Annotated in this window: 14 protein-coding genes, 1 tRNA gene and 1 pseudogene; 4 read left to right on the top strand and 12 right to left on the bottom strand. The window is 41.0% G+C overall.

What is annotated here, in order from left to right; genetic code table 11:
- Positions 1-18: 18 nt before the first annotated feature.
- Positions 19-1,125 carry an RNA-guided endonuclease InsQ/TnpB family protein gene (locus tag LK453_RS08815; RefSeq protein ID WP_227953989.1) on the bottom strand — a complete coding sequence of 369 codons (1,107 nt, stop codon included), beginning with the start codon at positions 1,123-1,125 and terminating at the stop codon, positions 19-21.
- Between the two features lie 265 nt (positions 1,126-1,390).
- Between LK453_RS08815 and LK453_RS08810 the strand changes: the two genes are divergently transcribed.
- Positions 1,391-1,466: transfer RNA gene (locus tag LK453_RS08810), tRNA-Glu, on the top strand.
- A gap of 235 nt (positions 1,467-1,701) precedes the next feature.
- On the opposite strand, the gene ispD is transcribed toward LK453_RS08810, so the two are convergent.
- From ispD to LK453_RS08755, 11 genes are all read right to left on the bottom strand, one after another.
- The gene (gene ispD / locus LK453_RS08805) at positions 1,702-2,430 is read right to left on the bottom strand and encodes a 2-C-methyl-D-erythritol 4-phosphate cytidylyltransferase (RefSeq protein ID WP_007395286.1); all 729 of its coding nucleotides are present in this window, start codon (positions 2,428-2,430) and stop codon (positions 1,702-1,704) included.
- A gap of 103 nt (positions 2,431-2,533) precedes the next feature.
- Positions 2,534-2,887, bottom strand: coding sequence for an FtsB family cell division protein (locus tag LK453_RS08800; RefSeq protein ID WP_007395287.1), 354 nt, complete (start codon positions 2,885-2,887; stop codon positions 2,534-2,536).
- A 107-nt stretch (positions 2,888-2,994) separates the two neighbouring features.
- Complete coding sequence (locus LK453_RS08795) at positions 2,995-4,101, bottom strand: RNA-guided endonuclease InsQ/TnpB family protein (RefSeq protein WP_227945145.1); 1,107 nt, start codon at positions 4,099-4,101, stop codon at positions 2,995-2,997.
- 321 nt (positions 4,102-4,422) lie between these two features.
- Entirely contained in the window at positions 4,423-5,739 is a 1,317-nt protein-coding gene (gene eno, locus LK453_RS08790; RefSeq protein ID WP_007395288.1) for a phosphopyruvate hydratase, read from the bottom strand.
- Between the two features lie 340 nt (positions 5,740-6,079).
- Entirely contained in the window at positions 6,080-8,461 is a 2,382-nt protein-coding gene (locus LK453_RS08785) for a heavy metal translocating P-type ATPase (protein ID WP_201538312.1), read from the bottom strand.
- Between the two features lie 358 nt (positions 8,462-8,819).
- Entirely contained in the window at positions 8,820-9,044 is a 225-nt protein-coding gene (locus LK453_RS08780; protein WP_044298348.1) for a copper ion binding protein, read from the bottom strand.
- A gap of 71 nt (positions 9,045-9,115) precedes the next feature.
- Positions 9,116-9,364: a heavy-metal-associated domain-containing protein gene (locus LK453_RS08775; protein ID WP_007395291.1), complete on the bottom strand. Its 249-nt coding sequence runs from the start codon at positions 9,362-9,364 to the stop codon at positions 9,116-9,118.
- Positions 9,365-9,464: 100 nt separating this feature from the next.
- Positions 9,465-10,325: a 3-deoxy-8-phosphooctulonate synthase gene (gene kdsA / locus LK453_RS08770; RefSeq protein ID WP_007395292.1), complete on the bottom strand. Its 861-nt coding sequence runs from the start codon at positions 10,323-10,325 to the stop codon at positions 9,465-9,467.
- 440 nt (positions 10,326-10,765) lie between these two features.
- Complete coding sequence (locus LK453_RS08765) at positions 10,766-12,394, bottom strand: CTP synthase (RefSeq protein ID WP_007395293.1); 1,629 nt, start codon at positions 12,392-12,394, stop codon at positions 10,766-10,768.
- 392 nt (positions 12,395-12,786) lie between these two features.
- Positions 12,787-13,824 (bottom strand): porin, encoded by a 1,038-nt coding sequence (locus LK453_RS08760; protein ID WP_007395294.1) that lies wholly within the window; start codon positions 13,822-13,824, stop codon positions 12,787-12,789.
- 845 nt (positions 13,825-14,669) lie between these two features.
- Positions 14,670-16,874 (bottom strand): malate synthase G, encoded by a 2,205-nt coding sequence (locus LK453_RS08755; protein ID WP_044298349.1) that lies wholly within the window; start codon positions 16,872-16,874, stop codon positions 14,670-14,672.
- Between the two features lie 648 nt (positions 16,875-17,522).
- On the opposite strand from LK453_RS08755, the gene LK453_RS08750 reads away from it, so the two are divergent.
- From LK453_RS08750 to LK453_RS08740, 3 genes and pseudogenes are all read left to right on the top strand, one after another.
- Positions 17,523-17,918, top strand: coding sequence for a transposase (locus LK453_RS08750; RefSeq protein ID WP_201535522.1), 396 nt, complete (start codon positions 17,523-17,525; stop codon positions 17,916-17,918).
- Complete coding sequence (gene tnpB, locus LK453_RS08745) at positions 17,915-18,259, top strand: IS66 family insertion sequence element accessory protein TnpB (protein WP_227953988.1); 345 nt, start codon at positions 17,915-17,917, stop codon at positions 18,257-18,259. The genes LK453_RS08750 and tnpB overlap by 4 nt, the downstream gene beginning before the upstream one ends.
- Before the next feature lie 42 nt (positions 18,260-18,301).
- Positions 18,302-19,267: pseudogene (locus LK453_RS08740) on the top strand (IS66 family transposase); the annotation flags it as partial.
- Between the last annotated feature and the right edge of the window lie 12 nt (positions 19,268-19,279).

Genomic DNA, 19,279 nt, shown 5'->3' with positions numbered 1-19,279 from the left:
GTTGACCTCCTCCCCTCGCTAAACCGAGGGGATTCCTACAGCTAGACGGTCAAGCCCGACCGCGAGGATGTTCTTAGCAGCATTGATATCTCTATCATGCCATGTGCCACACTCAGCACAAGTCCATCCTCTTATTCGCAAGCCTGCTCTACCTTTCGGACTACTGTCACTTATTTTATGGCAGCACGAACAGGTCTGGGTAGTGTAACTCTCATTTACCATCTCAAGCTGACAACCTGCATGCTTGCATTTGTATTCCAGTTGTCGTTTAAGTTCAAACCATCCTGCATCATATGTCGATTTAGCTAGCTTGTTTTTTTTATTGGTAAATGAACGTGATTTAACATCACCAACCACAATTAAGACATTATCCTTAACTAATTGGGTGGTGAATTTATGAATTAAGTCTAATCTTGTGTTTTTGATTTTGGAATGGATTGCTTTAACACGTTTTTTATTGTTAGCACGCTGAGCGACAGCAAGCTTTTTAGCCCATTTTTGGGTCTGCTTAATAGTAAGTTTATCACCCATTGAGGTAGTAGCAGACTCTTTTAAGCCCAAATCAATACCAACGCTGCCCTTACCACTTACCTGCTTAGGAAAGTCTTTAACGGTAATACACGCATACCAACGATTACGACTATCTTGTACTATCTCTAAGGTCTTAATTTGATATAGGCTTAGGTTGTAGCTATCGAATACATCGATGATGAGCTTTTGACCTTTAGATAAGGATAGCTGTATGGTTGATTTAAGTGCCTTCTTACCTGTCTGCCTTGTTTGCAAATACTTGATAGCAGATTTCTTAAAGGGGATCCATCCCAATGATTTACGCTTGGCATCAGGTCTATTAGTACGCCAGTTAAGTTTCGCTTTTTTAAACTGCTTGCGTGATTTAGCATGAGTCTCGTTAATGGCCTGTAAGGTCTGACTGTGTAATCCTAAATACTCACCGCTACCTTTGGTGTATTGGCTTAAATCATACGCTGAAAAGTACTTACCTGTGCGTCTTAAATGCTCAAAGCTTAACGCATTAACATAGTTCCACGCATAGTTAACACTCCCAGCTAGTTTGTTTAGCTGGTTTGCATGTTTGTCTTTGATGCGTAGTTTGAGTGTTTTCATATATTCAGTATGGCCAAGTTAATTTTAACTTACAACCCTTCAACTGCTTCTTACGACAGTGTATGTCGCCTTATATCCACACCCTGAAGTGGGTGGTTTTACGGCGACTGGTGATAAACCAATTATTTACCCGCATTGTCTACTAAAAGACAGGCCAAATAAAAAGTTTTAAAAAATTTAGTAAAAATGCTTGACACCTTAAGCGAACCCCATTAGAATATGCACCACTTCGACATTAACGGTGAAAGCGGTCGAAGTGGTCTGTGTCCCGTTCGTCTAGAGGCCTAGGACCCCGCCCTTTCACGGCGGTAACAGGGGTTCGAATCCCCTACGGGATACCACTATTTTGTGTTATCTAAGTAAGCATTATCCAGTTGATAATTGCTTGCGAAAAAAGCCAAACTCTTTGAGTTTGGCTTTTTTTATGTCTAAATTTTGATGGCTTTATTGACTGAGTTGCTGTTAGCTTTCTGGCATCTATTTATTAACTATTGGCTATCTGACAATTAGTCATCTGATACCGATTATTGTATTCACTTAATAGTTTCATCTGTCACGATACACCATTACCAGCCATTAACGGCTACTAAGAATGCTCTCAATTAAAGTTAGATCTTCGGCATAGGTTAGCTTTATATTCTGATTGTTGCCAGGCACTATTTTTATAGTATAACCCATCGCTTCAAAAGCACTGGCTTCATCAGTAATCATCAATCCTTGCTGTGCCACATAATCCAAAACCTGACGCAATTTAGCCGCTCTGAACACTTGTGGGGTTTGAGCCTGCCATAGGCTACTTCGATCCACTGTGGCCTCAATATTGCCTTCTACACCTACTCTCTTTAGGGTGTCTGCTACAGGTACGCCTAAAATGGCGCCATAGGGCTCCTGCATTGCCGTTTCAATCACCAAATCAATATGCTTGGCCAATACGCAAGGTCTGGCTGCATCATGAATAAGGATTAAATCCTCATCTTTAGCCCCTGCCGCAAAAATAGCTTCTACCCCTGACTTTACCGACTGCCAACGTTCGGCACCTCCTTCTACAAAGGTGACCGACACCATAAAATCTAGATCTTGAGCAATCTCGTCATCCTTAGCAATAACCAACAATACTTGGTTAATATAATCACTAGCTGCTAACGCACTGACACTTTGCTCAACAATGGTTTTACCGAGTACGGGCGTGTATTGCTTAGGTATATCGGCACCAAAGCGGCTGCCTTTTCCGGCAGCAACGATTAAGCTGAATACTTGGGGGAAGACAGAATCAACCGTTATGGAGTCAAGTGGGTTTGCGGTCATAATAAATCACTTTTGATTTTTATGAAGAAGGAAAAGAATGAAATAAAACTTAATTTCAAGCTCATAATTGACTGTACAATAGCCAATTGATAAGAAACAAAGACTAAGGAATACTTTCTATCGCATCCTGAGGATTAACTGGAGGCGTCGGCTGATTGGTATGAGTCACCGGTGCAGTGGATAGCTGTACAAAGGTTTCACCTGGTTTAATTAGGCCTAAATCTAAGCGAGCGTGTTCTTCTACTGCTTCTAATCCCGTTTTTAAGTCATTAACATCAGCACGCAGTACTTTATTTTCATCAATTTTTTGATCATTTAGTTGCTGCTGTATCTCAGTTTCAGTATGCAGCTGTTCTAAGCCTGCTCGTCCACTTTTTCCCAGCCAATATTGATACTGCAAACCTAGCAATACCGCAAGAGCAATCAAAAACAATATGAATTGGCTAAAATATTTCATAAGACGACTTAGAATAAATTAAAAAGTAAGCATTAAAATAGCAAGGTATAACAAACAGATACGACCATTCCGACTAGCTACAAATCATTGTTGACCTCCTCCCCTCGCTAAACCGAGGGGATTCCTACAGCTAGACGGTCAAGCCCGACCGCGAGGATGTTCTTAGCAGCATTGATATCTCTATCATGCCATGTGCCACACTCAGCACAAGTCCATCCTCTTATTCGCAAGCCTGCTCTACCTTTCGGACTACTGTCACTTATTTTATGGCAGCACGAACAGGTCTGGGTAGTGTAACTCTCATTTACCATCTCAAGCTGACAACCTGCATGCTTGCATTTGTATTCCAGTTGTCGTTTAAGTTCAAACCATCCTGCATCATATGTCGATTTAGCTAGCTTGTTTTTTTTATTGGTAAATGAACGTGATTTAACATCACCAACCACAATTAAGACACTATCCTTAACTAATTGGTTGGTGAATTTATGAATTAAGTCTAATCTTGTGTTTTTGATTTTGGAATGGATTGCTTTAACACGTTTTTTATTGTTAGCACGCTGAGCGATAGCAAGCTTTTTAGACCATTTTTGGGTCTGCTTAATAGTAAGTTTATCACCCATTGAGGTAGTAGCAGACTCTTTTAAGCCCAAATCAATACCAACGCTGCCCTTACCACTTACCTGCTTAGGAAAGTCTTTAACGGTAATACACGCATACCAACGATTACGACTATCTTGTACTATCTCTAAGGTCTTAATTTGATATAGGCTTAGGTTGTAGCTATCGAATACATCGATGATGAGCTTTTGACCTTTAGATAAGGATAGCTGTATGGTTGATTTAAGTGCCTTCTTACCTGTCTGCCTTGTTTGCAAATACTTGATAGCAGATTTCTTAAAGGGGATCCATCCCAATGATTTACGCTTGGCATCAGGTCTATTAGTACGCCAGTTAAGTTTCGCTTTTTTAAACTGCTTGCGTGATTTAGCATGAGTCTCGTTAATGGCCTGTAAGGTCTGACTGTGTAATCCTAAATACTCACCGCTACCTTTGGTGTATTGGCTTAAATCATACGCTGAAAAGTACTTACCTGTGCGTCTTAAATGCTCAAAGCTTAACGCATTAACATAGTTCCACGCATAGTTAACACTCCCAGCTAGTTTGTTTAGCTGGTTTGCATGTTTGTCTTTGATGCGTAGTTTGAGTGTTTTCATATATTCAGTATGGCCAAGTTAATTTTAACTTACAACCCTTCAACTGCTTCTTACGACAGTGTATGTCGCCTTATATCCACACCCTGAAGTGGGTGGTTTTACGGCGACTGGTGATAAAAGTATAACAGCAAATAAGATATTACACTCAAAATCTAGTGTATTTCACTTTATAACATTACGTTTCATATCATCGTGTTCTATATCATGGTAGCGTAATCAGTTACACAGCTTTAATAGCAAGATTGAGTGGTATCCTTAGGACAGCCACTCAATCTTATAACCAACTAAAGACCACTAATTCAACTAAAATTAGCGAACTTATTAGCCACGTAAACCGATGAACTCTTCGCCACCACGGTAGCTGGCACGTACTTGCTGCTCGATACGCAATAGCTGGTTGTACTTGGCCACACGGTCAGAACGGCATAAAGAACCAGTCTTAATTTGACCTGCTGCTGTACCTACTGCTAAGTCAGCAATGGTGCTGTCTTCTGTCTCGCCTGAACGGTGTGAGATAACCGTGGCATAACCATTTTTCTTAGCTAAATAAATGGCATCCAAGGTTTCAGATAACGTACCGATTTGGTTGAACTTGATCAAGATAGCGTTGGCAATATTTTTATCGATACCTTCTTGTAGGATTTTTGGATTGGTAACAAATAAGTCATCACCTACCAACTGTACTTTCTTGCCCAGTTTACTGGTTAAGTACGCCCATCCATCCCAATCTGATTCATCTAGACCATCTTCAATTGAAATGATTGGATACTGTTCCGTTAATCTGACTAGATAATCTGAGAAGCTTTGGCTGTCGAAGGTCTTGTTGCCTTCACCGGCTAACACATATTCACCATTTTTGTAGAATTCACTGGCCGCACAGTCTAGCGCTAAATGAATATCTTTACCTGCTTTATAGCCGGTTTTTTCAATGGCTTCTAGGATAACGGTAATGGCTTCTTCGTTACTGCGTAAGTTTGGGGCAAAACCACCTTCATCACCTACTGCTGTGTTTAAGCCTTGTGCTTTAAGTACTGATTTTAGGCTATGGAATACTTCCACACCGGCACGAAGGGCTTCTGAGAAGCTGCTGAAGCCAGTTGGCTCAATCATAAACTCTTGAATATCAACGGTGTTATCTGCATGTTCACCACCATTTAAGATATTCATCATCGGTACTGGCATGGTTAAAGAAGTCTGACCACGTAAGTTAGCAATGTACTGATGCAAAGGGATGGTTTGTGAAATAGCAGCTGCTTTAGCAGTTGCTAATGACACAGCTAACATAGCGTTAGCCCCTAGATTGTCTTTGTTTTCAGTCGCATCAAGCTCAATTAATCGGTCATCAATCGCTTGTTGATCAGTGGCATCATTTTCTAGTAAAGCACTTCTGATCTGACTATTAACATTAGAAACGGCTTTAATAACCCCTTTACCTAAGTAACGAGACTTATCGCCATCACGTAACTCTAATGCTTCACGAGAGCCTGTAGAGGCGCCACTTGGAGCAGCAGCACGGCCCATAGAACCATCTGCTAAAATAACGTCCGCTTCAATAGTTGGGTTACCACGTGAGTCTAAGATTTCACGAGCACGAATATCTTGAATTTCAGTTGCGTTAGTAATACTTTCTGCGTACATAGAGCGACAAGCCTCTTTAATTAAGTGATAAAGAATAAGTTTTGAGCAGATTACCCAACATTAGTTGCTAACTTTAACAGCAGGCTAACAAACACTCTGAGTAATTAAAATCGAAACCTAATTTTACGACTGCCAAAACTTTCTAAACCGCTAAAGGTTTAAGGGATTTTAAAGCAAATCTTTGATATTAAATAAGGTGTTAAATAATTTGGCTAATGATAGCACAAATTACTAAAATCTTGGATGTATCACGCACTCTGTCATTGATTTATTCTATATTATGGGACTTGTTTTGGCATAATTAACCAAAAACATAAGTCCCTGCAATTTTTGGTAAAGGTTAAACCTTATAACGGGTCAAGCGCAAAGCATTCATAAGCACTGAAATTGAGCTTAATGCCATAGCGGCGGCAGCAATCATAGGGTTTAACAGACCGAAAGCAGCCAGTGGAATACCCAAGCAATTATAAACAAACGCAAAGAATAGATTTTGCTTAATATTTCTTACCGTGGCTTTGGCAATATCTACTCCTGAATGTACCTGCATAATCGAGTCGCCCATTAATCTGGCTGAAGCACTGTGCTTAGCAATTTCTGTCCCCTCTAGCATTGCAAAGCTAGCGACGGCCGTGGCCATTGCAGGGGCATCATTCACCCCATCTCCTACCATTGCCACTTTATGACCCACGGCTTGATGCGCTTCTATCCACTGTGCTTTATCACGAGGTTTTAAATAACCTTGCGCCGTCTCTATGCCCAAATCCTGAGCCACATGCTCGACTACAGAGGGCTTATCACCGCTGAGCAACACCACCTCTAATCCATCATTTTTAAGCGTCTGAACCGCTTGAGTACTTTCTTCTTTTAATTCATCTGCTAAGGCAAACATACCCAGTGGCATACCTTCAATACTAACCGCAATGTTACTGGCTATTTGCCAAACTTTAGGCAATCTTTTGGGTAAATTTAAGCCCACAAATTCTGGAGTGCCCACTCTAACTTCGCCAAAGCCTTCGACATCTGCTTTAATCCCCATGCCAGCAACAACATCTACCTTACTGACCGGCAGTAGAGGTAAGTTTTTGGCTTGAGCCGCTGTGACCACAGCAGTTGCCAACGGGTGGCTAGCATGTACTTCAACACTAGCCGCTAACTGCAGCACGTCATCGGCTTTAATCTCTTTATTGACCATCATTGAGTCAACAATATTAGGTTTGCCCTTGGTCAGCGTCCCCGTCTTATCAAACACAACCGTATCGACGCTGCCTGCCATCTCTAAACTTTGAGCATCTTTAAACCATACGCCATGTCGCGCAGCAACCCCCATACCGGCCATGATTGCCGCTGGTGTTGCCAAACCTAACGCACAAGGACAAGCAATGACCAATACTGAAACGGCGTGCAAAATGGCTTTATCCATCGCACCGGTTAACCAAAAGGTCAGACCAAAAGTAACGAGTGCAATCAGCACCACTACCGGCACAAATACCGCAGCCACTTTGTCTGCCAAACGGGCTAAATCGGCTTTACTGCCTTGAGCCTCACTCAAGGCTTTTACCATGTCACTAAGCTGAGTCTCTCGGCCCTTGGCAGTAACCTGATAATTAAGACTGCCATTTTCTACCATTGCGCCTGCCAGCACTCTATCACCCTTATTTTTGGTAACGGGAACTGACTCTCCGGTTAGGTGGCTTTCATCACACCATCCTTCTCCTGAGACCACAATACCATCGGTGGCCACTCGTGACCCTTGTTTGGCGCGTAAGATATCGCCCTTTTGCACGTCATTTAGCTCAATACGCTCAACGCTTGCCTCAGTAGTATTATTTTCTACAGCTATATTTTGTCCTTTACCATCTTTTACCAGTCTTTCGACCGTCGTTGGTGTGAGCTCAAGCAGCATATTGATACTATTAAGACTGTGCTTTTTAGTACGTTGTTCTAAGTATTTACCAAGCTTAACAAAGGCGATAATCATCACCCCCGCCTCAAAATATACAGGCACATGTGCGGCACTATGACTGGTAATCTCTGACCAGCTCAAAGCGAAGCTACTGCTATCGAGCAGATTAATGCCTAAGCTTTGTAGCCAGATATAGGTAGAATAGGCCCAGATGGTCACGGTACCTATCACCACCAACACATCCATATTGGCTAGGCCACCCTTGATAGATGCCCAGGCACTGCGATAAAAAGGACCCGCCAATCCAAACTGAACAAAAGTAGCCAATAAGAACTGAATCCATAACGCAGGCATCCAATGCATGCCTTGACCGAATAGCATACCGGCCATACCGATCAAAAATGGAATCATACAGATCCAAATCAGTACCAGTCGCCAATCCATAGACGTGTCAACGGACTGTGGAATTTGATTGTCTACCATAGGCACCGCAGTAAACCCAGTCTTGCTCACCCACTCGCTAATCTGATCCACGGTCGCTTGACTGGCATCATAACTGACATTTAAGGTCTCACCTGCAAAGCTAACACTTGCTGAATCGATAGCTGGCTTTTTATTTAATACCTTCTCGATACGAGTGGCACACGCTTGACAGGACATACCTTCAACTTGAAACTGAGTCTTAGCTAAATGAGTCGCAGGAGTTTTCGATGTATTGTTCGAATCGTGCTGTGGATCATTTTGAGAAGTGTTTTGAGGATTATTTTCAGAGTTATTTTTATTAAGATTATCGTTATTTGTAGCTTGCGAAGTGGACATAACAACACCAAGGTTAACGGAACAAAAAAGAGTAATTTAAAGACTAACGACAGTCGGTAGGACAATCAAGGTGGATTCTAGACAGGAAAGCATAGATAAGCAATGTATGCCTCTGACTAGACAAAGTAAAGTAAATAGTGAACACAGCATGAATTGGCGATAATTCGAGCCTATACTGCGCCTAATTACTGCCTCTTAACATAATGGGCTAATGTAATTTGATTTGCCTTAGATATAAAAAAACTATTCAATGAAAAAAGCCAGCAAATAGCTGGCTTTTGACGGATTAAGCAAATATCGGATGAGAAATCATTTTTTAAACTATTGTTTAAACCATTTATTAAAAAGCGCTTAGTGATTATTGAGCAGCCACTGAGGCATCGAATCCTGCGTCTTCAATAGCTTCTACTATGGCTTCAACAGCAACAGTTGACGCATCATAAGTCACAGAAGCTTTATTCCCTTCAAGATCCACATCTACTGATTGCACACCTTGAAGTTGACTCACAGCACTGTCTACGCTTTTGACACAGCCACCACAAGTCATCCCTTCAACATTAATAACACGAGTTTCAGTCGCCATTATGTGCTCCTTATTCATCGATTTATTGGAAATTTAATTTTTACCGGCTTACTTAACCTTTAATCCTTAGATTAATTCTTTGGGTTTTGTGGGGCATCTACTGGAAAGGGCTGAGTCACATAATCAACCATGCTAACTGCAGCAGTAATAGCATGGATAGAGGTTTGCGTATCTTCAAAGCGAACCGTACCCACATCATTCTCAGGAGATAATTCAGCAGCTTGCACCCCATCAATATTCTTTAGAGCAGTAATGACACTTTCAAGTCCTTCCGCATCATCGATATTTTTAATACTAAATTGTACCTGTTGAATCGCCATAACTGCCCTCCTTTTAGCTATCAATTACATTAAATTGAGCTATTTAAATTAAGTTATTTATTTTAATTGGTCTATATTTACCGGCTTACATCGACTCAGCTTAATGCGTATCTAGTACGCTAAAGCCTTTAACTAAGTCATCAATTTGCTTTAACTGAGACAAAAATGGCTCTAATTGACTCATTCTTAAAGCACAAGGGCCATCACATTTTGCCACTTCAGGCTCAGGATGTGCTTCTAAGAATAATCCTGCTAGACCGGTTGCCATACCAGCTCGTGCCAAAGTAGTAATCTGCTCACGACGACCACCTGCACTATCGCTACGGGCGCCTGGCTGTTGCAGACTGTGAGTGACATCGAAGAATACTGGCACGTCCATCTGTTTCATAGTATCAAAGCCAAGCATATCTACTACTAGGTTATTGTAACCAAATGAGGTACCACGTTCGCACAAAATAATCTTATCATTACCCGCCTCCAAGCACTTGTTAATGATGTGACGCATCTCGTGTGGAGCAAGAAACTGTGCTTTTTTAATATTAATAATGGCACCTGTCTTAGCCATGGCTTGTACTAAGTCTGTTTGGCGGCTTAAGAAAGCAGGTAACTGAATAATATCGGCCACTTCTGCCACAGGCTGGGCTTGATAAGGTTCGTGCACGTCAGTGATGATGGGCACATTATATTTTTCTTTGATTTGACCCAACCAATCCACCCCTTTTTCTAGGCCTGGACCACGGTATGAGTTTAAGCTTGATCGGTTGGCTTTATCAAAGCTGGCTTTGAATACATACCCAATACCTAAGCGGTTACAGATATCGATATAGCCTTCTGCAATTTCGAATGCCAGCTCTTTAGATTCTAAAACGTTCATGCCACCAAATAAGACAAATGGCTTATCATTGGCAATCGTCATGTCATTCAGCTGAATTTGTGATTGGGCTTGAGTTAACGCAGTCATAGTTTTCTCTGTTTTATTGAGTCAATTATAATAAGTAATAAAATCGATATTTTAGTCTATTTATTGGTCAAAGTAGCGCATCGTTATCGCTAATCTAGTTATTAATCTATCCAGATGAACGGGCTGAAACACGACAATTATTAGGTCTGGAAAGTTTGATACAGATAGACTAATTTAGAAGATGGCCTATTTTATATAAAAAGTTTGATAGACAAGACATCCAATATTGTCACTGTAAATGATTGTAGTACATGCCGAGACAAATACAAACCTTGTATACAAAACACTAAAACTCGCTTAAAAATTAAAAAAGAGGTTAGGACATCCCAACCTCTTTTTTATTAACACATTATTTTTTAGTTAAATACTAATAACCAGTGAACCAAACAGTTAATTGCTCAGTCTATGGTTAATAACATTATCTATAATAAACCACTATTTTATTTTTGGTTTTTAATTGCCGCTTCAATAAAGCTAGCAAATAAAGGATGCCCACCACGAGGCGAGCTGGTGAATTCAGGGTGAAATTGAACCCCGATAAACCAAGGATGATCGGCAATCTCTACTGACTCAACCAAATGCTGCTTGGCTGAATAACCAGAGATGGTCATACCCGCTGCTTCTAAAGGCTCAATATAGCGGTTGTTCATCTCATAACGGTGACGATGACGCTCAGTAATAACCTTAGAGCCATAAATTTGATGCAACTTAGAGCCTTCAATCAATTCAGCTTTTTGGCTGCCCAAACGCATGGTACCGCCTAAGTCAGAATCATCATTGCGAACTTGAAGCTCACCTTTTTCATCCAACCATTCAGTGATAAGACCAATGATAGGCTCTTCAGCTTGACGGTTAAACTCAGTTGAGTCTGCTTTCAGGCCTAACTCATTGGTGGCAAATTCAATCACTGCCAACTGCATACCTAAACAGATACCTAAGTAAGGTACTTTATTTTCACGGGCGTAGGTAATGGCACGCATTTTACCTAATTTGCCACGCTCACCAAATCCACCTGGTACTAAAATAGCATCGGCTTGCTCTAGACGTTGTAATAAGCTGTCATCTGTCTCAAGTACTTCAGCATCGACATAATCAATTTCTACTTTGGTTTTGTGAGTGATACCAGCATGTAACAGTGCTTCGTTAATTGATTTATAAGCATCAGGCAGCTCAACGTATTTACCAACGACAGCTACCGTCACTTTGCCTTCAGCATTTAACAGACGTTCAACCACTTTATCCCAGTCTGAAAGATCTGCTTCTGGTGCTTCGATACCAAAACGCTCCAAGATAATATCGTCTAAATCTTGCTCGTATAAGGTACGTGGAATTTGATAAATGGTGTCCGCATCTTCACAGGTAATTACTGCACGCTCTTCTACGTTAGTGAAAAGCGCAATTTTACGACGGTTGTCTTCACCAATAGCATGTTCTGAACGGCAAATTAATACGTCCGGCTGTAAACCAATAGAACGTAGCTCTTTCACAGAATGCTGAGTAGGTTTGGTTTTGGTTTCACCCGCACTGCTGATATAAGGAACTAATGTTAAATGCATTAACATGGCGCGATTACGGCCTAGCTCAACTTGTAGCTGACGTACCGCTTCCATAAAGGGTAGAGACTCGATATCGCCTACCGTACCACCAATCTCGATAATGGCAATATCGTAGCCTTCGCCACTCGCATGGATACGATGTTTGATTTCATCAGTGATGTGCGGGATAACCTGTACTGTACCGCCTAAGTAGTCACCACGGCGTTCTTTATTCAATACAGTTTGGTAGATACGGCCACTGGTAAAGTTATTGGTTTTACTCATTTTTGAGTGGCGTAAAAAGCGCTCGTAATACCCTAGGTCTAAATCGGTTTCGGCACCATCTTCAGTAACGAAAACCTCACCATGCTGGAACGGGCTCATAGTACCTGGATCGACGTTAATGTAAGGATCCATTTTAGTCATGGTTACTTTTAAGCCACGTGCTTCCAATACGGCCGCTAAAGAGGCTGCGGTAATACCTTTACCAAGTGAGGATACAACCCCACCGGTCACAAATATAAATTTAGTCATAAGAATCAGTCGGCAGTTGGTAAAAAGAGATTTTACTAAATTTGAGGGAGAATTTACAAGGTTGACTTTCTATTAACTTTGAGCTTATTTATAACAAAGGACAATATTTTAGTAAATCATTCCACATATTCAAATGTTTTGGGCGCTGTATTAATTAATACAAGTTTCCATGGGCGTCGTCAGACGCATTACTAGAAGCATTTGTAACTACATTACTAAGTACAGTGTTAGATATGTTGTCAGAGGTACAGTGTATCAGCTAATGCCTGCTTTAAAATATAAAAATTGACCCACTCTACTAAATCCAAAAACTAAGCTACTTAATGAAACAGGCACAAAAAAAACTCATCCCCGAAGGGATGAGCTTTTGGAGAATATGATTCTAATTTAAATTAGAATTTGTATTCTAGACCGCCACCAACTGCGAATACTTTACCATCGCCATTATTACCAAAGTCAGCATCGTTCTGACCAACGTAAGCATGGGCAATCATGTTTTTCTGATAGTAGTATTTACCACCAACAACGATTTGATCAGAATCCCAACCGTTTACACCATCAAGGTCTGAAGTATTGTTATACTGAGCATAAATAGTAGCAGGTTTAGCAAAGTTAGTTAGACCCATTTGAGCACTAACAACATAGCCTTTTTCTTTTTTACTGTTATCTCTATCGTAATCAGCTTCTTGATATAAAGCACCTAGAGTTACAGGGAAGCCTGAGTTGAAAGTAGCTAGATCTAAAGTACCTGTTCCACGAATCATACTGCCCTTAATGTTTAAGTCATCTTCGTATGCTAAACCTAAAGTATAACCTGCACCTTGGTCAAACATTGCAGAAACACCCCAGCCACTTTGATTCTCGCCAGTAATGTCATCATCATTGGCATACATAGCGGCAAATTCTACTGGTACACCTTCAAATTTTGGTGCTTTCCAAACGATAGAGTTTGCGATACGGCCACTGTCTGCCATGTTTAACGCAGCAACTTTTTGCTCACTATCAAGTTTAGTAGAGCCTAAGTTATCCCAGTAACCTTCGTTTACGACGACGTTATTGATGTAGTCAGTGGTTGATTGGTTCTTACCAGCGCGGAACTCACCGAATGACTTGTTGTTAATACCTAAGTAAGTGTCACGGTTTTTTAAAGACTGACCATCATCGCCATCTACATCAATACCATACTCTAATTGATAAATAACGTCTGTGTTAGCAGTCATTGGCTCTGAACCCTTGAAGCCAATACGCGAACCTTGTGAGTTGATTTGAACACCATCTTCGTTATAGTCATTAGTACCAGCAACTGAAGAATCAAACTCTTCATCAACATAGTCAGCAGTCAAGAAGATTTTACCGTAAACAGTAGGAGCAGCGTTAGCTGCTGATACAGATAGAGCAGCGATAGCTGATGCTAAAAGTAGTTTTTTCATGGGGTAGATCTCCACTTTACAATTTTAGTTATGGGCTGCCCTAACAAGCTAACGCCCAGTTTTGTCCATAAAACTTCCAACCAATCATCACACCTGGGCATCAGGCATAAGCTGTGTTAGAAATGAATTAAATACGATTATGGCAACATTATGTGACAAAAATGTTAAACAAGTAACAAAATATTGATTATAAACAATGTTTATTTTTTCAATAGTCAAACGAAGTTTATAGTTCTGTTACATCAATCACCAAACTCATACCTTAAGGCTAAGGATATCAACTTTGAAATAATTTGCAACACTTATTTCGAGGTTTTTAATATGGCTTTTTGGTCAACGATAATTTAAATATTTGATATTTCTGGGATTTATCACTTTAAATATTTTGTTAAGTGTCTATTTATCATGATGCCCAAACAACCTGTTTATCGACATGAATTCATTTTTTATATCGGTATTACTACTCCGCTATGGGCCTTATCTGGAGCCAATCCCAGAGAATTAATTTGTATAAGAAAGCTGTTTTTCAGACAAATCACTGTTAATACTATTGTACTTAATAAATACCATTATATTTAATCTGAAAATCGATGGGCTTTAGAGGGATTACCTTAGTCATAAGATATTAGAAGCCGTATAGTAGCCACTAATGCGCTTATTTTGCGATTACCGCCATACCCCTACTTTATCGAATTAAAAACGCATCAAAAAGCCCTCTGCCACACCTAAAGTGCACCAAAGGGCCGAATTTTATTATTTAATCAATTTCTATAAAGACTATCTTAGATAATTGTCTATTTAAAAGCTCACTGTCCCTGTAAGCAGTCATTACTCAGACTCAGCTATTAGCGTTGCGCTTTCAATTTTAAGCGTGCAGCGTGTAATAATGGCTCAGTATAACCACTTGGCTGCTCACGACCTTTAAAGACTAAATCACAAGCCGCTTGGAAAGCAATAGAGTTATCAAAGTTATCTGCCATTGGCACATAGCTTGAATCCCCTTTGTTTTGCTCATCCACCACTTTCGCCATACGCTTCATAGACTCCATAACTTGCTCTTCGCTCACAATACCATGATGCAACCAGTTGGCAATGTGTTGGCTAGAGATACGTAGCGTAGCACGGTCTTCCATTAAGCCCACGTTATTGATATCAGGTACTTTCGAACAGCCCACACCTTGGTCAACCCAGCGAACGACATAGCCTAGGATACCTTGAGCGTTATTGTCTAATTCTTGACGTTTCTCTTCTTCACTCCAATTAGTGTCTTTCGCCAATGGAATAGTTAAGATATCGTCTAAACTTGCACGCTCACGGCCTTTGAAGCCTTCTTGAATCTGTTGTACGTTGTTTTGATGATAGTGAATACTGTGTAGCGTAGCCCCTGTTGGTGAAGGTACCCACGCTGTGGTTGCGCCCGCTTGAGGATGGTTCATTTTGGTCTCTACCATCTCTTTCATCTCATCAGGTTTCGCCCACATACCTTTACCGATTTGTGCACGGCCAATTAAGCCCGTTTCGATACCAATATCAACGTTCCACTGCTCGTACGCAGGCTGCCATACCGCCGACTTCATTTCACCTTTACGTACAAATGGACCCGCATTCATACTGGTGTGCATTTCATCACCAGTACGGTCTAAGAAACCGGTGTTAATGAAGATCACACGCTCTTTGGCCTGACGGATACATTCTTTTAGGTTAACAGTAGTACGACGTTCCTCGTCCATAACCCCCATTTTTAGGGTATTACGAGGTAGGTTAAGCGCATCCTCTACAGCCGCAAATAAGTCATTGGCAAATTTAACTTCTTCTGGACCATGCATCTTAGGTTTAACGATGTACATAGAGCCTTCACGAGAGTTAGAACGCTCATTTTTGCCTTTAATATCATTAATAGTCAGTAGAGGCGTTACTAAAGCATCTAAAATACCTTCAAAAATCTCTTCTTGGCCATTACCTAAATCTACCAATACCGCTGGGTTTTGCATTAAGTGACCCACGTTACGGATTAATAGTACCGCACGGCCTGGTAATACAAGTTTTCCGCCATCTGGTGTGGTGTATTCACGATCTGGGTTTAGTTGACGAGTTAACTCTTTGCCACCTTTATAGAAGGTTTCAGTTAAATCACCGTTCATTAAACCGAACCAATTACGATACGCTTCTACTTTCTCTTCTGCATCTACCGCGGCTACTGAGTCTTCACAGTCTTGAATAGCGGTAATCGCTGACTCTAATAATACGTCTTTGATATGCGCAGGATCGGTTTGCCCCACTGGATGGTTGGCATCAATTTGAATTTCAGCGTGTAAGTTATTGTTCTTTAATAAGATACCTTTTGGATTGCTCGCATCACCTACATAGCCCACAAACTGAGCAGTATTGGCAAGTGACGTGGTGCTGTCGCCTTGAGCAATTTTTAATTCACCGCCCTCTACGCTAAAACCAGTAGCATCAGTATAGCTACCTTGAGCCAATGCAAAGTTTTCATCTAAGAAAGCTTTGGCATAAGCCACAACAGCTTCACCACGTTTTGGATTGTAGCTGCTGCCTTTATCTTTACCATCAGCGGTATCGATTACGTCAGTACCATATAAGGCATCATAGAAGCTGCCCCAACGAGCGTTAGCAGCGTTAAGTGCATAGCGAGCATTACGTACAGGTACTACTAACTGCGGTCCTGGAATACTGGCAATCTCAGCATCAACATTCTCTGTTGACACTTCAAAGTCTTCACCTTCTGGCAATAGATAGCCAATTTCAGTTAAAAATTCTTTGTATTTTGGATAGTCGATTTCACCATCTTTGGCAGGGTTGTCTAAGTGCCATTGGTCAATCTTAGCCTGTAGCTCATCACGCTTGGCTAAAAGCTCTTTGTTACGTGGGGTAAACTTCTTAACAATCTCTTCAAAATTAGACCAGTAAGCCTCTGATTCCACACCAACGCGGGGTAGTACATCATTTTCAATAAAATTATAAAGTTGACTATCAATGGCAAGGATGCCTTTTTGAACGCGATTTTCATTGTTATTAACAGAGTTACTCATACCATATGATCCTTTGTTGGTGAATGAATTAATCAGTGTCTTCAGTGTTTCATTTAAGTCTATCTTATGCACAAGCATACTCAGACTTGTTATTATTAATTTTATTGAAACAAATTAGGGCTATACCGATAGCTGAAATACACTCTATATACTGATTGACTGGCCACTAGGAGGTCGTCTTTCTTCATACTACTATCATTGAGATAAATAAACAAGAAACTGCCATTTACTAAATAAATGTTTGGTCTTTACTGCCTTGATAGTAGTAGCTAAAGTCAGTAAATTCAAAAGCTTATACAATATTATAATTTGTGTCTTATTAGATTTCAGCGTATTAATTCTAATGAATTAAGCTTATTAACTATCGAGTGCTATTAAATAATAGATTATTGTATTCAGTTATCTTGCCGCTTGTACCTTTACTGTTAACTATAAGTTGAGTGCACTCTTTAGCTCTGATGACAGTTGATATCGTCAGAATTAATATCATCTAGATTAACTCGCCTTTTTTACAGCTGTATTAAATTTCTTGCCGTTAAAAAGCGAAGACCGCTATAAAGTCTAATTGTAAGCATCCGACCATCCCATCTTTTTTTCTATTAAAAAATGCGAGATAGTGTCCACGAACAAATAATCGTGGACACTAACATGACAACACAACCCCCTAATAAGCCCAAACGCAGAACTTACAGCGGCGAGTTTAAAGCACTTTTAGTAAAAGAAGCGACAGACTCAGGTCGATCAATTGCCAGCATTGCCCGAGAGCATGGCATTAACCAAAACCTTCTACATAACTGGAAACGCCAGTATCAGCGCACGCAGACTCAAGCTGACACATTACCTGGTGCTATAAACAGTCCTCATGATCCAAACCCGCACTTTATTCCAATTCATCTTGAGCCTGGAATCACGCATCTAGGCTCAGCCTCCGTCATAAAGAACATCAAACTGCAAATCACAGCTCGAGCATCTGGGGCGATAAGCCTCAACATTAGCCAAATAGACACTCAAAGTTTGATTGACCTACTACGAGGACTGCAATGATACCCATCACTCACATCTGGCTATCCACCGCACCTATGGACATGCGATGTGGTAGTGGCAAACTACTGGCCCACATCATCACCGAACACCAAAGCATTCGCCCTCACTGTGCCTACCTGTTTTACAACAAAGCAGGCACACGCCTAAAAGTATTCATTCATGATGGGCTTGGCGTATGGCTTTGTAGCCGTCAGCTCGATGACAATAAATTTCATGGCTTAACCAAGCCGCTCACCACCACTCAGACTGGTATCAGCATCAACCGTGAACAATTTAATGCCTTAATCAGTGGACTGCCTTGGCGTAACATGGGCAAAGATAAATTAACCCCCATCCTATAAATAGCAGATGACAGGCAAATAAAACTCTGGCAACATATCGCCATGACTGTTGCCAACTTATCCGACTTATCAAAAGACCCCACTTACGCCGAGCTTCTGGTGAAAATCCACCTGCTTGAACAGCGTAATGAGCACCTGCAGCAACAAATTGATCAAACAAATACAAGTCACGATCAACTACAGCAGCTTTTTAACCAAGTGGTTGAAGAAAACCACAAGCTGTATGAACAAGTGCTTGAACTCATCGAAAAACAAAAGCGGCTTATTCACCGGCTCTATGGACAAAAAAGCGAAGGCATCACTGACAGACAAACCCACTTAAACTATGAGGCGGCGCAAGAGGACTTAGCGCAGCTTGAACAAATCCGAGATGAATACCTTAGCGGCTTAAGCCAAGATGAGCTTGCCAAGCTGCCTGCTATTGAACTTACTCAGGCAGAAACCCTCATTGATCAGGGTGAGCTTAAAGCCGTCAAAGAGAGCACAGATGAGCTGCCAGCTTCAGCTACTGATCAGCCTAAAAAAACAAAGCGTGCTAAATACACAGTGATTCCTGACAACCTTGAGGTGAAAACCCAGGTTCATGAACCACTTACCACCGTCTGTGACTGCGGCTGTCAAATGAAGCGAATTGGGGAGGATAAACAAGACAAACTTGGCATTATCCCTAAGCAGTTTTATATTGAGCGTCACATCTACCCTAAATGGGTATGCCGTGAGTGTGACATCATTCATCAAGCGGCTACCCCCAAGCAGATTATTAACAAAAGCATCGCCACCCCAGAGCTGCTTGCACACATCCTTATTAGCAAATATGCAGACCATCAGCCGCTATATCGGCAGAATATTATCTATCAGCGAAGTGGGGTAAATATCCCCGATGCTACTATGGCAGATTGGGTAGGACGCTGCGGCGTCGCCCTTGAGCCTTTAGTCAGTCGCTTGCATGAACTATTACTGTCTGAGCCTATCTTACATGCCGATGAAACCCCGGTATCTATCATGAAGAACCATGTAAAG

Source organism: Psychrobacter sanguinis, from assembly GCF_020736705.1.
Classification (GTDB): domain Bacteria; phylum Pseudomonadota; class Gammaproteobacteria; order Pseudomonadales; family Moraxellaceae; genus Psychrobacter; species Psychrobacter sanguinis.
The sequence above is the reverse complement of the archived record's forward strand: the minus strand, read 5'-3'. Positions and strand labels throughout refer to the sequence as shown.

Excerpts from the sequence above, each read along its gene's own strand:
- kdsA (WP_007395292.1), bottom strand. The coding sequence starts at position 10,325 with ATGACTGCGTTAACTCAAGCCCAATCACAAATTCAGCTGAATGACATG.
- LK453_RS08785 (WP_201538312.1), bottom strand. The coding sequence starts at position 8,461 with ATGTCCACTTCGCAAGCTACAAATAACGATAATCTTAATAAAAATAAC.
- ispD (WP_007395286.1), bottom strand. The coding sequence starts at position 2,430 with ATGACCGCAAACCCACTTGACTCCATAACGGTTGATTCTGTCTTCCCC.
- LK453_RS08765 (WP_007395293.1), bottom strand. The coding sequence starts at position 12,394 with ATGACTAAATTTATATTTGTGACCGGTGGGGTTGTATCCTCACTTGGT.
- LK453_RS08760 (WP_007395294.1), bottom strand. The coding sequence starts at position 13,824 with ATGAAAAAACTACTTTTAGCATCAGCTATCGCTGCTCTATCTGTATCA.
- LK453_RS08815 (WP_227953989.1), bottom strand. The coding sequence starts at position 1,125 with ATGAAAACACTCAAACTACGCATCAAAGACAAACATGCAAACCAGCTA.
- LK453_RS08755 (WP_044298349.1), bottom strand. The coding sequence starts at position 16,874 with ATGAGTAACTCTGTTAATAACAATGAAAATCGCGTTCAAAAAGGCATC.
- eno (WP_007395288.1), bottom strand. The coding sequence starts at position 5,739 with ATGTACGCAGAAAGTATTACTAACGCAACTGAAATTCAAGATATTCGT.
- tnpB (WP_227953988.1), top strand. The coding sequence starts at position 17,915 with ATGATACCCATCACTCACATCTGGCTATCCACCGCACCTATGGACATG.
- LK453_RS08780 (WP_044298348.1), bottom strand. The coding sequence starts at position 9,044 with ATGGCGACTGAAACTCGTGTTATTAATGTTGAAGGGATGACTTGTGGT.
- LK453_RS08775 (WP_007395291.1), bottom strand. The coding sequence starts at position 9,364 with ATGGCGATTCAACAGGTACAATTTAGTATTAAAAATATCGATGATGCG.
- LK453_RS08750 (WP_201535522.1), top strand. The coding sequence starts at position 17,523 with ATGACAACACAACCCCCTAATAAGCCCAAACGCAGAACTTACAGCGGC.
- LK453_RS08800 (WP_007395287.1), bottom strand. The coding sequence starts at position 2,887 with ATGAAATATTTTAGCCAATTCATATTGTTTTTGATTGCTCTTGCGGTA.
- LK453_RS08795 (WP_227945145.1), bottom strand. The coding sequence starts at position 4,101 with ATGAAAACACTCAAACTACGCATCAAAGACAAACATGCAAACCAGCTA.